The organism is Paenibacillus sp. AD87 (genome assembly GCF_001659845.1).
Lineage (GTDB): Bacteria > Bacillota > Bacilli > Paenibacillales > Paenibacillaceae > Paenibacillus > Paenibacillus marchantiae.
Genome location: NZ_LXQN01000007.1, coordinates 4,013,847 through 4,027,831, shown reverse-complemented (window position 1 = coordinate 4,027,831; position 13,985 = coordinate 4,013,847). Strand labels below are relative to the sequence as shown.

Below are 13,985 nucleotides of genomic sequence, written 5' to 3'. Positions count from 1 at the left end.
ACCTCCTTTATTCAAATCGGATTGAGCATTGTACATCCTGTTCAATGGTGAGGTTGCACAATCCTGACACCTGTAGTTTGCGGCGCTATGTCCCAAGTTATGTGTGGAAGGATTCGTTAAATAGCGCTAGAAAGTTTCTTTCGTTATAATACAGTTATAGTTTGGAAGGAGTTGTACACTTGGACACGAAAATTTTAAAAACATTGGAATATCGCAAAATTTTAAATACATTGCAAAGCTTTGCCCAGACTACGATGGGAAAAAAGAAAGCGGAACAATTGGAGCCGATCAGTGAACTGGAAGAAGTGAAGAGACTGCTCCAGCAAACCGATGAAGCTTTTACCTTTGATCGTCTGAAAGGCTCTCCATCTTTTGGAGGAATTGTGGATATTACCGCTTCGATTAAACGCGCCGAAATAGGGGGCACGTTGAACCCGCATGAGTTACTGGGAATTTCCAACACCACTTTTGCAGCACGTCGATTGAAACGTCAGATCGCTGCACTCCACGATGATGAAAAGGTGGAATCGATTTTCTACATCAGTGATCAGTTATCTGAGCAAAAAACGCTTGAAGATGCAATTCGTATCTGTATTGACGACAATGCCGAAGTCTCAGATAGCGCGAGTGTAACACTGGCGCAGATTCGTCGTGAGCTGCGCGGCGGTGAAGCTCGCATCCGTGAGAAACTGGATTCGATGATCCGTTCTTCTACAGTATCCAAAATGCTTCAGGACCAGCTGATTACCATTCGGGGAGACCGTTTCGTGATTCCCGTGAAATCGGAATATCGCTCTTACTTTGGCGGAATTGTACATGATCAATCCGGTTCAGGAGCAACACTGTTTATTGAGCCAGAATCCATCGTTGCGATGAATAACAAATTGCGCGAGACCCGAATCCGGGAAGAACGCGAAATTGAAGTGATTTTGCAGAAATTAACGGCACTTGTCAGTGAACAGGCAGAGTGGTTATTGGTTGATGTTGACCTGCTGGGATCGCTGGATTTCATATTTGCCAAAGCACGTCTTGCCCGAGAATTGAAAGCCACATTGCCACGCATGAACGATCGCGGATTCATCAAGCTCAAAAAGGGACGCCATCCGCTGATCTCGATTGAAAATGTAGTGCCAACCGACATTGAACTCGGCAACGATTATACGTCCATTATCGTAACGGGTCCAAATACGGGTGGTAAGACAGTAACACTCAAAACGATTGGATTACTGAGCCTCATGGCGATGTCAGGTTTGTTCGTTCCAGCGGAAGATGGTAGCCAGTTATGTGTTTTTGATGCGATTTACGCAGACATTGGTGACGAACAGAGCATTGAACAGAACCTGAGTACATTCTCCAGTCATATGACGAACATCATTCGGATATTGAAGAACATGACAACCAAAAGTCTGGTGCTGCTTGACGAACTTGGGGCAGGTACCGACCCGGCAGAAGGTTCTGCACTGGCGATCTCCATTCTGGAGCATATGCATCAGACTGGATGCCGCATGGTAGCAACAACGCATTACAGTGAGCTGAAAGCTTACGCTTATGAGCGAAAAGGTGTTATTAATGCCAGCATGGAATTCGACGTTAATACACTGAGCCCTACCTACCGACTACTCGTCGGTGTGCCGGGACGGAGTAACGCGTTTGCAATTGCGGAGCGGCTAGGTCTGCCAGGATACATTCTGGATTACGCGCGTGGCGAAGTGAAAGAGGAAGACCAGCGTGTAGAGCATATGATCGCTTCCCTGGAAGAGAACCGGCTTACTGCGGAGCAAGAACGTGAGAGTGCGGAACGTCTGCGCCAGGACATGGAGAAATTGCGCAGCCGTCATCAAGCCGAACTGGAGAAGCTGGAACAGCAGCGTGACCGACGCATTGAAAAAGCGGAAGAAGATGCCCGCAACATTGTGGACAAGGCCAGAGCGGAAGCTGAGAAGATTATAACTGATCTTCGTCAGCTCGCTATGGAAGAAGGCGCATCCGTGAAGGAGCACAAACTTATTGCTGCTCGCAAACAACTGGATGAAGCTGAACCTGAGAAACGCAAGAAGACGGCTAAGCGCACTTCAACGGCAACGAAGTCTCGGGCCATCGGACCGGGCGATGAAGTTCTTGTCTACAGTTTGAATCAAAAAGGTCATGTGGTGGAGATGTCAGGCACCAAGGATGCCATGGTTCAATTGGGGATCATGAAAATGAAAGTATCCCTGAACGACCTTGAATTACAGCAGTCTGCACCAGCAGAAGCCAAACCGAAGCAGAAACCGGTAACCGGCGTGAAACGAACTCGCGATGACAATGTGAAAAGTGAACTGGATTTGCGGGGGACGAATCTGGAAGAAGCCTTGATGGAGACAGATCGTTTTATTGATGAAGCCTTCCTTGCTAATCTGGGTCAGGTTTATATTATTCACGGTAAAGGAACAGGAATTTTGCGTTCCGGTATTCAGGATTACCTGCGTAAGCATAGACATATAAAAAGTTACCGGCTGGGCAATTACGGAGAAGGCGGAAACGGTGTAACCGTCGCAGAATTGGAATAGCCCGACCAGGAATCAAAGAAGTTCTGCCGCCTGAGTGAGTTCAGGCGGCAGAATGGGGAAGGGGAACGATGAGTGAAAGGGACGATTGACGAATTGCTGTCTCATCCCTTGGGGATGGTGCTCGGATTTTTCTCCGTAGCGATTATGGAGCTGCTTGTATTTCTTGCTTGCTTTGAACTGGTGACCAAGTACAAATGCTGGCATGAAATCAAGAAGGGCAATGTGGCGGTTGCGATGGCTACAGGAGGCAAGATCTTTGGAATCTGCAACGTGCTTCATTTCTGCATTCAGGCCAAATCATCGGTGTATGAAGCGATGACGTGGTCATTTGTAGGATTTGTCCTTCTGCTCATTGCCTATTTTCTATTCGAGTTTCTGACACCGGTGTTCTCCATTGACAAGGAGATTGAAGCGGATAACCGGGCCGTTGGATTGATATCCATGATTATTTCCGTCTCGTTGTCATTTGTTATTGGCGCGAGCATCATGTAGGGGGACCGTTCATGAAGATATTGATACGGATTCTGTTTGCTGCATCGATTGTATTTTTTGCCATAGGCATCATATATGTGTTAAACACATGATTATCTGAAAGAGAAAGGTTGATTTAATATGGAACCAACAGTATGTCCATGGTGCCACACCGAGATTGTATGGGATGAGGAGCTAGGTCCTGAAGAAGAATGCCCTTACTGTCACAATGAATTAAAGGGATATCGTACACTAAACATCAATATCGGTGATGAAGAGAACAATGAAGCCGAGGAAGACATCTATGATATGGATGATGTTGAGGACGATGAACAAACTACGGATCTCGCCAATCTGTGGGGAGATGAAGTAGAGCTGAAATTGCCGGAGCTTCGTACATTGACGAAATATGCGGATGAGGGCAATGATCTGATTCAATACGAAGAAGGTGTGGAGAAGCAGCTTGATTTGCAAGAAGAGGTTCCGGAATGCCCACACTGCCGTGAATTCATGATCCTCACGGGTACACAGAAGGCAACCAAGGATACGTTCAATCCTGTTGCCAATGCTGTCTCTGGTACGGATTCGTTGCTGGATGCGCCGTTCTCTGTACAAATGTATGTATGCTCAGGTTGCTTCCAGGTTCAATATAACCTGTCCGAAGATGACCGTCTGCGTCTGATCCAGAATTTGAGTGCTCGGAAATAAGGGAGTAAGACGTTTCTGAAAATATAATAATCCGGGAAATTCATCATGTTTTCCTTCTGCTTGGGGTACGTTAACCCTTAGACCTTGCCTGTGAAGTGCTGACTTCAGGTGGAATAAGGAGGGAGCAGATGAAGATTTCTCTGGGCCGACAATCCATTCTGCTACTAGGCGTGAATGGATTGTTTGTGTTAGCCGGAGCTTTGTCGGGAACGTTTCTGAATGTGTATCTGTGGAAAAGTCGTCCCGACTACGCCATGCTGGGATGGTTTACGATCAGCCAGCAAATTGCACTTGGACTCACGTTTTGGCTTGCGGGAAAGTGGGTCAAGGAACATAACAAAATGAGTGCGTTGCGATTGGGAACAGCCTTGTCAGGTGTTTTTTACATGCTTGTGTTATGGGCGGGACCAAAAGCGGTTGACTGGATATGGCCTCTGGGGATTTTGTTTGGATGTGCACTTGGATTGTTCTGGATTGCGTTCAATGTGGTTTATTTTGAGGTGACTGACCGAGAGAATAGGGACTTGTTCAATGGCTGGGTGGGTCTGCTGGGTTCCATGACAGGCATCATCGGCCCGTGGTTCTCAGGTCTTATTATTTCACGAATGGTTGATAATTCGGGTTATCGCCTTATTTTTACGGTGTCATTGGTCATATATGTGATTGCCGTTGTGTTCAGTTTTTTTCTGAAAAAAAGGGAGGTCAGCGGCACATACCGCTGGTCTGAACCGTGGCGACAGTTGTCTGCCAAAGATAGCGCATGGAGACCGCTTGGGATGGGACTGTTTGCACAAGGCGTGCGGGAAGGCGTATTTGCCTTTCTGATTGCATTGCTCGTCTATGTGGCAACTAAGCAGGAATATAAACTAGGGCAGTTCTCGCTAATTACTTCAGCCGTAGCACTAGTGAGTTACTGGGCCGCAGGAAAATGGTTTAAGCCGCAATATAGGTCCAGGGGGATGTTAGCCGGCGCGATATTGTTATTCATCGTGTTGATTCCGCTATTATGGAAGGTCAGCTATGGTACGCTTTTAATTATGGGAATTGGATCTGCCTTGTCGATGCCGTTGTATATTTTGCCGATGATTTCGGCAGGATTCGACCTGATGGGAGCGAGCGGCGAAAATGTAGAGAAAAGGGTTGAACTTGTCGTATTAAGGGAGCTTTGTTTGATGGTTGGGCGTTTATTTGGCCTTGCTGTATTTATTCTGACGGTCATGAATGGCCCTTCTTTACAAACATTAACCTGGCTTATTGTGGCGCTTGGGGCTTTCCCACTTATTGGCTGGATATTCATGCGCAACATGTTAGTACATCCGGATCAGTTTCCGGATCAGCAAGAACCCTCAGCATAGGGAAAAGGGTACAGTCCAGGGATTAATCCTGAGCTGTACCCTTATTTATTTGAGGCGTTGCTTACACAGGAGAAGGTTTACTCGTTCTCGTTAATGAGAAAAGTTCCATATCGCCATTCTCAACTCCTGTAACAGCATCGGCCAAAAGAGAAGCAGCGAACATGCTGTACACTGTACCGTTACCGCCATAACCCTCAAGAAAATAAGAATGCGGGTATTCAGGATGTGGGCCGATAAACGGAAGTCCGTCATTCGTATTGCCAAATACGGCACCCCAGGCATAATCAACTTCAAGACCCTCCAGTGGGAAATAAGAGCGAACTTCTTCCAGGAGTGTATCTCCCCGGTGTTTTGCCCGAATCTCACGCTGATCTTCCCTCGGTGTCTCTTCATCCAGACCGCCAGCAATGATCCGTCCGTCTGGTGTGGTTCTCATATACAGGTATGGGCGTGCCGTCTCCCAGATCAGACTGTGCTCATACCATTCTTTCAGGTCTGGCAACGGTTTAGTAGCAATAGCATAGGTGGTTTGCAGATAGGCACCTTGATCCTTTTTGATGGCCTGCGTCTCATAACCGGCAGCAAAAATAACCTTGCTGGCGCGGATTTTCCCACCTGAAGTATGACACAGCACACCATCATCATCGAATTCACAATGAATCATCTCAGTCTGTCCATAGATTCGTGCTCCTCGTTTGCTTGCCGATTCAAACAAGGCATGAACAAAACGATACGGGTTCACTTCAGCATCCCCCAACGTATATAGTGCGGCAGGTTTGCTGAAGGGGAAATGACTGCTGATTTTGTCGGAATTCCACAATTCAGCTTCAAAGCCATAATGCTTCAACGTATGATATTCTTCCTCCAGCATGGCTACATCATCAATGCTGCTGGCAAAACAGAGACTGGTCCGTGGAATAAACCAGGGATCGGTATCCAACCTGTCCGCAATTTGTGTGAGTTTCTGCATGGCTTCACGACATAGTTCATAGAAGCGCACGCCTGTCTTTTCACCAAAGGTATGGATACAGGAGGTCAGTGTTTTGTCGTTTGTGTACTGCAAAAGTCCTGTATTGGCTGAACTACTGCCATGCGCAATCTTTCTCTTATCAATAACAACCGTGTTAACTCCACGCTCCGTAAGCAATTCGGAAGTTAGTGCGCCCCCCATACCACCACCTATGATCAAGCAGTCACAGGAGATATCAGTTTGTAGTGAGGGATAGTTGGAATTTGGTTTAAAAGTGGAAGGCCAGAACGGTGTACCATAGACCAGATCCATTAGAAACATCTCCTTCATGATTACGTTTGTATACTTTTGAGTGACCGGGTTAACAATAATTGCGCATAAACTTTATGCCGAGGAGGTCAACGAAACATGCAGAATCAATCCATGCAAGCGCTGAGTCCGAAAGAATTGAATTATATTGCGGATTCAATAACCAATGAAGAACTGCTGATCAAGCAGTGCGCGGCCACAGCTTCCATCTCACATAATCCGCAAATTCAGCAGGCACTGAATCACTATGTTCGTTCCCATGAACAGCATCTGAACACACTCGTTAATGCTTTGCAACAACATCAATCTATTGCTCCAACACAAGCACAGTAATAGAAGCCGAATCTAACCGTATAGGAGGAAATCGTGTGTATTCTCAATCTTTATCATCTAGTGGATCTTTTATGCAGGAACAGGATTTGTTGAAGTCGATTCTTGCGGATTTAAGACGAACCGCGCGCGAATATACGACAGCAACAACCGAAGCTTCCTGTCCCATTACACGTCGGATGTTCACAGACTTGACGAATGATACACTCCGTTTGCAAGGTGAGTTGTTCAATGTGATGCAGCAGAACAACATGTATTCGGTAGGCTCGAAGGCATTGCGCCAGGATGTGGACAAGCAGATTCAATCGGCTCACCAGACCCAACAGAAATGCCAGCAGTTCATTCAGGAAAAGAATACGCAGGCCAGTGCTTACAATCAGGCGCCTAATGTACCCCAGCATCAACCGAATTACGGTAACCCTTATTACATGTAACCTTTGTAATTATGGTTTGAAGCAGGTACTGTTGCAGACCATACCACCGCTTGCCCGAATTCAGGGCGGGCGGTTTTTGTCTTTGCATGATCGTTGAATTCATGTAATATAAGTATTAATTCATTTTCAGGAAGCTGGATGACGCTGGAGGGAAAGACATGAAGGATCTGAACGATCTGCAATTAAAAGTTCTGGATTTGTTGAAGGAAGACGCGAGAAGGACTCCCGCACTGCTGTCGACGCTGCTGGGGGAGTCGGAAGATAAGATCAAGAACGCCGTGGCCCAGCTTGAACAGGACCACGTGATTGTGAAATACGCAACCGTTGTGAATTGGAGCAAGATTGATGATGAGAAAGTGACAGCCTTGATTGAAGTACAGATTACGCCTGAGCGTGGTCGTGGCTTCGAAGGGATCGCTGAACGCATTTATTTGTATCCGCAAGTGAAATCGGTATATCTCATGTCAGGTGCATATGATCTGCTCGTAGAAGTAGAAGGTGGCAACCTGCGTGAAGTCGCTAATTTTGTATCGGAGAAATTGTCTCCGATTGACTCTGTACTTTCAACCAAAACGAATTTTATTCTTAAAAAATATAAGCAGGACGGGATTATTTTTGAAGACCATCAGGAAGACAACCGTCTCATGATCTCGCCGTAAAGGAAGATGCGTCATGATAGTGAATGAACAGACAACAGGAAACAACAAGAAAATGACTTCGTATTTGGCACCTTTGGTTCAACAGATTCCGCCATCCGGCATACGCAAATTTTTTGATCTGGTTGGTGATAACAAGGATATCATCACACTGGGTGTAGGTGAACCGGACTTTGTAACACCGTGGCATATGCGTGAAGCTTGTGTATATTCACTCGAAAGAGGCATGACCAGTTACACTTCCAATGCGGGTATGCCGAAACTGAGGGAAGCCATCAGCGAGTATCTGGATACTCAATTTGATACCAAGTATGATCCAAAGGACGAAATTATCGTTACCGTTGGTGGCAGTGAAGCCATTGATCTGGCATTGCGTGCATTGATTGTACCCGGAGACGAAATTCTGATTCCAGAACCTTCGTATGTGGCATATTCACCAATCGCTTCGATTGGTGGAGGTATACCGGTTGGTGTAGAAACGTATGCGAAGGATCAATTTAAACTGACTGCCGAGGCGCTGGAAGCGGGAATTACGCCGAAGTCGAAGGTTCTTATCCTCTGTTATCCGAGCAATCCGACAGGTGCCATCATGACCTATGAAGAATGGCTGCCTATTGCTGAAGTGATCAAAAAGCATGATCTGATCGTCATTGCGGATGAGATTTATGCTGAGCTGACGTATACTCAAAAACATGTTAGTTTCGCTACGATTCCGGATATGAAGGAACGTACCATTTTGGTTAGTGGGTTTTCCAAGGCTTTTGCGATGACCGGCTGGCGAATTGGGTATATGTGCGGACATCCCGAACTGATTGCAGCCATGCTCAAAATTCATCAGTACACGGTGATGTGTGCACCTGCTATGGGACAGGTGGCCGCGCTTGAGGCATTGACGAACGGTTTGGGTGAGAAGGATAGAATGGTTGAATCCTATAATCAGCGCAGACGCCTTATCGTGCAGGGTTTTAGAGATATTGGACTGGACTGCCATGAACCCCAGGGAGCATTTTATGCATTTCCTAGTATCCAGAAGACGGGGCTGAGTTCGGATCTTTTTGCTGAGCGTTTGCTAACGGAAAATAAAGTGGCGGCTGTACCGGGGAATGTATTTGGTCCACAAGGTGAAGGATTTCTTCGTTGTTCCTATGCAACATCTGTGACCCAATTGAATGAAGCCTTGGAACGAATCGGAAACTTTGTTTACAAACTGCAAAAAGAGGGTTAATAGGGATTAGAAGCTTCTGATCGACATAAACTTTCTTCAAACTAGAAAAAAATAACTTTCTTTTACAAAATATTGTGATATAATTTCAATTTGAAATATGTTTTTCTTGTATTTGGAAACTAATTTTTCCAAGGAGGGGTTGGCTTTGTTTTGTGTTGAATATGATTTACCGACTAATCGTGGGCATTATTTGGCAGAAGGCGATCATGGCGACCGATGGTCGGTGAAACCGGATCACGCATCTTTGCATAACGTTTCCTTGGAAGATGAGATCCATATGCTACGCCGCAAGATGGAACAGATATTCCTTGAAGAGAAATCATTCACATCCGATATTGTAATTGAAATTAGTAGTTTGCTAGATTTGAAGATTAATGAATACATGAAGGCTAATCCGATTAAAGGAAAGTAATTTTTCGTTGTATCGAAACGTTACGCATATTCGATTGGAAGAAGACCCGGAAAGGGTCTTTTTTTTTGATCTATGAACAGATTGCTTTGGATAGGTAGGGTTATTTTTTTGCTTGGAACAATTGTGATATATTGTACATAGGAGACTAAAGGGGGAACTGGAATGAAGAGATTTTGGGGGCTTACCGCAATCATTTCTATGATTTTTCTGCTTGCTGGCTGTGGCGGTAAGGACGGTTTTACAATTTTTATCATTGACAACCAAGGAAATCCATCCGTGATCTCGGAGCAGTTGCAAGCTAATTTGCAGCAGAAGCTGGGCGAGGAGCCCAAGGTGGAGGTTATCACCAGTGCAATGTATGATGTTCAGAAAATTATGGTAGAATATGCGGCTGGTGGTCATGATATTTTCATTTTGCCTGAGGCTGATATGAAGCAGTACGGAAGTAACGGCTCCAATATTCCGCTGGATGATACATTTGATGCGGAGAAGTATAAGCGCGGTGTATTTGAAGGCGGGGTCCTGGTTGAAAAGGGTAAAGGAGATGACGGTTCAGATATCAAGACAGAATCACATCTCTATGGCATTCCCTTGGAAGACATGCAAATGTTCAAAGATGTAGATTATGCTGCGCAAAATCTGTTTGCTACCATTCCGGTGTCGGCGTCTAATGTCGAAGAGTCCAAGAAAGTGCTGAAGGCGCTGACAGAGTAAATGCAATCTAGTATGGCTACTGAAGGAGGGGAGCGGATTGCTAATTACGGTCACAGGCGGCATAGGCAGTGGTAAAACCCGATTTGCGCTTGGATACGCAGCCCGGATTAGCCGGGAGGGCATCTATTTATCCACTGGTGATCATGATCCCGTGATTCCCGAATTGCCATCCGCTCATTATCGTGCCATCCAGGCTGGGAACGGCCAGCACCTGACGGAGGTGCTTCACCAGATTAATCGAGAATCCAATCTCTTTCTGGCAGATCAGCGGATTGTCATTGTGGATAGTCTGACCGCATGGATGGCAGCCGGGTTCAGGGCAAGTGATGATCTGGATCAGCAGCGTTCAGAGACACAGCTGTTGCTGGACGCCCTTCTGTCTTACCAGGGAAAGCTGCTCGTGATTACCAATGAAATGCACGGTTCTTTATATCCTTCAGAGGAAGAACGAATTTTTGCAGCAAGAATGGCGTCAGTTAACCGGGCGTTGCAGGCGCATTCGGAACAGATGTATCTGTTGATATCTGGCTTGTCTGTTGATCTCAAAGATCGAGGGCTGTGATATGAAGATTAGTATTTCATAGTGTTAAACGATGGACGAGCCTAAAGAAGCCTCCGTTACCACAAATTGTGGTGCGGAGGCTTTATTTTATGACAAAAGCTATGCGTGTAAATTTCTTTATTTCCGAGTTTTATTGCGTCTGATCCACCAGATTATACAGCCAACAACAATAATCGCCAGAAGTACATATACGACCAGGGAGTACACGTCCATAAAGTGCAGAATACTCTCCCATGACGCACCGAGAGCCGCACCAACCGAGACGAGAATAATATTCCAGGCCAGTGTTCCAATGGTTGTGAAGAGTAGGAATAAACCAAATTTCATGTTGGACATGCCGGCAGGAATTGAGATCAGGCTTCGAACAAGGGGAACCATGCGACAGAATAGTACGGTCCACATTCCATATTTGTCAAACCATGCATCGACACGGTGGATATCTTCTTTTTTGATCCGCAGAATATGACCCCAACGTTCTACAATCTTCTCCAGCCGATTGACATCAATCAGCAGTCCGATTCCATAGAGAATGACAGCCCCAAGCACAGAACCAATGGTAGCAGCAATAATAACACCGGGAAGAGTCAGGCTGGTGTAGGTGGTCATGAAGCCGCCAAAAGGTAATATGATTTCGGAGGGGATGGGGGGGAATACGTTTTCGAGCGCAATAATAAGTGCAATGCCTATGTAGCCGTATTGTTCCATGAAATCGGTTATCCAGTTTTGCATAATCGTCTCCTCTACTTTTGGTTTGCAAGGATTTGGCGTATACTCGGCAGAGTACACCAACTCATATATACGTGTGAAGGATCTCACTGGTTTCTGAAAATAATAGCATTCCCGTATTCATAGCAGGTCAAGTATACTGATTAAGTTAAACTCTAGAAGGGCAATGCATTTATATTTAACCCCAGCGTTCTACCATGCGAATGATATTAACAATAGGAGGGATTACAATGGGCATATATACACGAACAGGTGACGAGGGGCAGACCTCAGTCATTGGTGGACGGGTCATCAAGGACGATGACCGGGTTGAAGCTTACGGGACAATTGATGAGCTGAATTGTTTTGTCGGGCAGGCCATCAGTTTTATTGATCAAGCAAATGGGGAATTTGAGGATTTGCGTGAACACTTGCTCGAAATTCAGCAAGAATTGTTTGATTGCGGGTCCGATCTCGCCTTTGTAAAAATCAGCGAAACCAAATATAAAGTGCGGGATGAGATGGTCACCCGGCTTGAGCAATGGATTGATCAGTATGATGCGGAGAATCCGAAGGTGGAGCGTTTTATTTTGCCTGGGGGCAGTCTGCTCTCTTCCACATTACATGTCTGCCGTACAGTATGTCGCCGTGCTGAGCGTCGCGCTGTAACCCTTGGACAACATACGGATATCAACCCTTCTGTGCGACGATATTTGAATCGTCTGTCTGATTATTTCTTCGTTGTAGCACGGACTGCCAATGCGAGACAACAGGTAGCTGACATTGAGTATGTGCGGAGCAAAAAAGTATTCCGCCGCAAAGACAAAGAATGAGCGATTATTATTCACCACTTACTTACACGGTTCCCGAAAATGAAGATGGCTGGCTGCTGAAGACCGTGCTTCAGCGGCGCCTGCAGGTTTCGCGCAAGCTCCTGTCGAGAATCAAACTTACAGAGCAGGGAATTATGTTGAATGGCGAGCGGGTATACATCAGCGTCAAAGTTAGCGCAGGTGACGTCCTGGAAGTCCGAATGGAACAGGAAGAGTCGGATGATATTTTACCTGAGCCGATTCCCTTTACGATACTGTATGAAGACGAGCACTTGCTTATCGTGAACAAAGATTCCGGTGTCATCGTGCATCCAACACATGGGCATTACACAGGTACTTTGGCAAACGGGGTTGTCCATTATTGGAAGTCCAAAGGCGAGCGTTTCCGCTTCAGGCCGATTCATCGACTGGATCAGGAAACATCGGGTGTGCTGGCAATCGCAAAAAATCCATATGTGCACCAGCATGTGTCTGAACAGATGATCGCAGGAACGGTGGATAAACAATATATTGCCTTAGTGCACGGTAGTCCTGCCCAAGAAGAGGGGGCCATCGATGGCCCGATTGATCGTGATCCCGAAGAGCCGCATCGTCGAATCGTTACACCTGACGGGTATGCGGCAAGAACGTTATACATGACAGTTGTCCAATGGGCGGGCGGAAGTGCCAGTGCGGTGAACCTGAAGCTGGAGAGCGGCAGAACCCATCAGATAAGGGTACATATGACATCGATTGGCTGCCCGTTAATTGGGGATCGGATGTACAAGACCCTTCCTGTGCATGAGATTGATGAGCAGACCATGGCTGTCCGGGAGGAACGAGACACTTGGATTGCACGTCAGGCATTGCATGCATGTGAGCTGGCGTTTGACCATCCCATTTTGCACAATCGGATGACGTTCCAAGCCCCGTTGCCCGCTGATATGGCTGCCCTGGAGGCCCGTTTGGATGCTGGGGCATCACCGAGAGAAGTATTGTAGGAATCTATCAAACAGTCTGCAATTCGCGCTGTGTGCGGACTTCAGTGCATGGTGCGTCCGCATATCAACTGGATGTAAGATAACCCATGTGAGGGATGCGATGTATCCTAACAATATGCCGTAGGCTAAGGTCTTGCGATTATAAGCTCTTTGGTTCTAGAGTTCTTAGGTCATAGTGTCTTGATCCTAAAATGATATAACCGAATGTATATTTTTCTCATTCGAAAAGAGGTTTAAAATTACAGTGCGATGGTATCGGTTTGGAGCGACTTTTGGATTTGCAAAGCAAACCAAGGGAAGCGAGAAGTCGAAACCGGAGCACCACCGGAGCACACATAGGAGGACAAGTAACGATGAGTAATCTAAAAGTATATCAATACGCCAAATGTGGTACGTGCCGCAAAGCCGTAAAATGGCTGGAAGCTCAGGGGCATGAGCTGGAATTAATCCCTATTTTCGAGACACCTCCATCCGAAGCAGAATTAACGGAGTTGATTCAGAAGAGCGGACTTGAAGTGAAGAAGTTTTTTAATACGAGCGGGGAAGTGTACAAGGAGCAGCAATTGAAGGACAAGCTGCCAGGGCTGTCCACAGAAGAGCAGATTCGTTTGCTGGCTTCAAATGGTCGTCTGATTAAACGTCCAATCGTTACGGATGGTCACAAAGTGACCGTAGGATTCAAAGAAGACACGTATGAGCAGGAATGGAACAACGCGTAATTTATAGATGAATGATTTCATTGATTGTTAAATGAACCAAGGTGAAAAAGGCT

Annotated in this window: 16 protein-coding genes; 14 read left to right on the top strand and 2 right to left on the bottom strand. The window is 46.1% G+C overall.

Annotated elements, in window-relative coordinates; genetic code table 11:
• Positions 1 to 179: 179 nt before the first annotated feature.
• The 4 genes from gpAD87_RS17570 (at position 180) to gpAD87_RS17555 (ending at position 5,083) form a co-directional block, all read left to right on the top strand.
• On the top strand, positions 180 to 2,549 hold the full coding sequence (locus gpAD87_RS17570; protein WP_064639463.1) for an endonuclease MutS2: 2,370 nt from the start codon (positions 180 to 182) through the stop codon (positions 2,547 to 2,549).
• A gap of 114 nt (positions 2,550 to 2,663) precedes the next feature.
• On the top strand, positions 2,664 to 3,041 hold the full coding sequence (locus gpAD87_RS17565) for a DUF350 domain-containing protein (protein ID WP_053780553.1): 378 nt from the start codon (positions 2,664 to 2,666) through the stop codon (positions 3,039 to 3,041).
• Positions 3,042 to 3,161: 120 nt separating this feature from the next.
• Complete coding sequence (locus gpAD87_RS17560) at positions 3,162 to 3,728, top strand: hypothetical protein (protein ID WP_063564212.1); 567 nt, start codon at positions 3,162 to 3,164, stop codon at positions 3,726 to 3,728.
• Between the two features lie 128 nt (positions 3,729 to 3,856).
• Entirely contained in the window at positions 3,857 to 5,083 is a 1,227-nt protein-coding gene (locus tag gpAD87_RS17555) for an MFS transporter (RefSeq protein ID WP_064639460.1), read from the top strand.
• A 61-nt stretch (positions 5,084 to 5,144) separates the two neighbouring features.
• Here gpAD87_RS17555 and gpAD87_RS17550 read toward each other — a convergent pair whose 3' ends face one another.
• Positions 5,145 to 6,365 (bottom strand): NAD(P)/FAD-dependent oxidoreductase, encoded by a 1,221-nt coding sequence (locus tag gpAD87_RS17550; RefSeq protein ID WP_064639458.1) that lies wholly within the window; start codon positions 6,363 to 6,365, stop codon positions 5,145 to 5,147.
• Between the two features lie 96 nt (positions 6,366 to 6,461).
• On the opposite strand from gpAD87_RS17550, the gene gpAD87_RS17545 reads away from it, so the two are divergent.
• From gpAD87_RS17545 to gpAD87_RS17515, 7 genes are all read left to right on the top strand, one after another.
• Entirely contained in the window at positions 6,462 to 6,695 is a 234-nt protein-coding gene (locus gpAD87_RS17545) for a hypothetical protein (RefSeq protein WP_063564215.1), read from the top strand.
• A gap of 35 nt (positions 6,696 to 6,730) precedes the next feature.
• Complete coding sequence (locus gpAD87_RS17540; RefSeq protein ID WP_063564216.1) at positions 6,731 to 7,126, top strand: spore coat protein; 396 nt, start codon at positions 6,731 to 6,733, stop codon at positions 7,124 to 7,126.
• Between the two features lie 158 nt (positions 7,127 to 7,284).
• Positions 7,285 to 7,785: an Lrp/AsnC family transcriptional regulator gene (locus tag gpAD87_RS17535; protein ID WP_024628343.1), complete on the top strand. Its 501-nt coding sequence runs from the start codon at positions 7,285 to 7,287 to the stop codon at positions 7,783 to 7,785.
• A 13-nt stretch (positions 7,786 to 7,798) separates the two neighbouring features.
• Positions 7,799 to 9,007: an aminotransferase class I/II-fold pyridoxal phosphate-dependent enzyme gene (locus gpAD87_RS17530; protein WP_063564217.1), complete on the top strand. Its 1,209-nt coding sequence runs from the start codon at positions 7,799 to 7,801 to the stop codon at positions 9,005 to 9,007.
• A 145-nt stretch (positions 9,008 to 9,152) separates the two neighbouring features.
• Positions 9,153 to 9,419, top strand: coding sequence for an aspartyl-phosphate phosphatase Spo0E family protein (locus gpAD87_RS17525; RefSeq protein ID WP_053780449.1), 267 nt, complete (start codon positions 9,153 to 9,155; stop codon positions 9,417 to 9,419).
• A 162-nt stretch (positions 9,420 to 9,581) separates the two neighbouring features.
• Positions 9,582 to 10,133 (top strand): hypothetical protein, encoded by a 552-nt coding sequence (locus tag gpAD87_RS17520; RefSeq protein ID WP_064639456.1) that lies wholly within the window; start codon positions 9,582 to 9,584, stop codon positions 10,131 to 10,133.
• A 37-nt stretch (positions 10,134 to 10,170) separates the two neighbouring features.
• Positions 10,171 to 10,695 (top strand): bifunctional adenosylcobinamide kinase/adenosylcobinamide-phosphate guanylyltransferase, encoded by a 525-nt coding sequence (locus gpAD87_RS17515; RefSeq protein ID WP_064639454.1) that lies wholly within the window; start codon positions 10,171 to 10,173, stop codon positions 10,693 to 10,695.
• A 117-nt stretch (positions 10,696 to 10,812) separates the two neighbouring features.
• Here the strand turns inward: gpAD87_RS17515 and gpAD87_RS17510 are convergent, their stop codons facing one another.
• Complete coding sequence (locus gpAD87_RS17510; protein ID WP_024628348.1) at positions 10,813 to 11,424, bottom strand: DedA family protein; 612 nt, start codon at positions 11,422 to 11,424, stop codon at positions 10,813 to 10,815.
• A 227-nt stretch (positions 11,425 to 11,651) separates the two neighbouring features.
• Here gpAD87_RS17510 and gpAD87_RS17505 point away from each other — a divergent pair, with 227 nt between their 5' ends.
• From gpAD87_RS17505 to gpAD87_RS17495, 3 genes are all read left to right on the top strand, one after another.
• A complete protein-coding gene (locus tag gpAD87_RS17505; RefSeq protein WP_064639452.1) occupies positions 11,652 to 12,233 on the top strand; it encodes a cob(I)yrinic acid a,c-diamide adenosyltransferase in 582 nt (193 codons plus the stop codon).
• Positions 12,230 to 13,213 (top strand): RluA family pseudouridine synthase, encoded by a 984-nt coding sequence (locus tag gpAD87_RS17500; RefSeq protein WP_064639450.1) that lies wholly within the window; start codon positions 12,230 to 12,232, stop codon positions 13,211 to 13,213. Before gpAD87_RS17505 ends, gpAD87_RS17500 begins: the two co-directional genes overlap by 4 nt.
• Positions 13,214 to 13,566: 353 nt before the next feature.
• Positions 13,567 to 13,932, top strand: a complete 366-nt coding sequence (locus tag gpAD87_RS17495) for an arsenate reductase family protein (RefSeq protein WP_064639448.1) — start codon at positions 13,567 to 13,569, stop codon at positions 13,930 to 13,932.
• Positions 13,933 to 13,985: the final 53 nt, after the last annotated feature.

What these genes read in the sequence shown, in the direction of transcription:
- gpAD87_RS17565 (WP_053780553.1), top strand. Translation starts at nt 2,664, where the DNA reads ATGGTGCTCGGATTTTTCTCCGTAGCGATTATGGAGCTGCTTGTATTT.
- gpAD87_RS17555 (WP_064639460.1), top strand. Translation starts at nt 3,857, where the DNA reads ATGAAGATTTCTCTGGGCCGACAATCCATTCTGCTACTAGGCGTGAAT.
- gpAD87_RS17550 (WP_064639458.1), bottom strand. Translation starts at nt 6,365, where the DNA reads ATGGATCTGGTCTATGGTACACCGTTCTGGCCTTCCACTTTTAAACCA.
- gpAD87_RS17545 (WP_063564215.1), top strand. Translation starts at nt 6,462, where the DNA reads ATGCAGAATCAATCCATGCAAGCGCTGAGTCCGAAAGAATTGAATTAT.
- gpAD87_RS17530 (WP_063564217.1), top strand. Translation starts at nt 7,799, where the DNA reads ATGATAGTGAATGAACAGACAACAGGAAACAACAAGAAAATGACTTCG.
- gpAD87_RS17510 (WP_024628348.1), bottom strand. Translation starts at nt 11,424, where the DNA reads ATGCAAAACTGGATAACCGATTTCATGGAACAATACGGCTACATAGGC.
- gpAD87_RS17560 (WP_063564212.1), top strand. Translation starts at nt 3,162, where the DNA reads ATGGAACCAACAGTATGTCCATGGTGCCACACCGAGATTGTATGGGAT.
- gpAD87_RS17495 (WP_064639448.1), top strand. Translation starts at nt 13,567, where the DNA reads ATGAGTAATCTAAAAGTATATCAATACGCCAAATGTGGTACGTGCCGC.
- gpAD87_RS17535 (WP_024628343.1), top strand. Translation starts at nt 7,285, where the DNA reads ATGAAGGATCTGAACGATCTGCAATTAAAAGTTCTGGATTTGTTGAAG.
- gpAD87_RS17500 (WP_064639450.1), top strand. Translation starts at nt 12,230, where the DNA reads ATGAGCGATTATTATTCACCACTTACTTACACGGTTCCCGAAAATGAA.
- gpAD87_RS17505 (WP_064639452.1), top strand. Translation starts at nt 11,652, where the DNA reads ATGGGCATATATACACGAACAGGTGACGAGGGGCAGACCTCAGTCATT.
- gpAD87_RS17520 (WP_064639456.1), top strand. Translation starts at nt 9,582, where the DNA reads ATGAAGAGATTTTGGGGGCTTACCGCAATCATTTCTATGATTTTTCTG.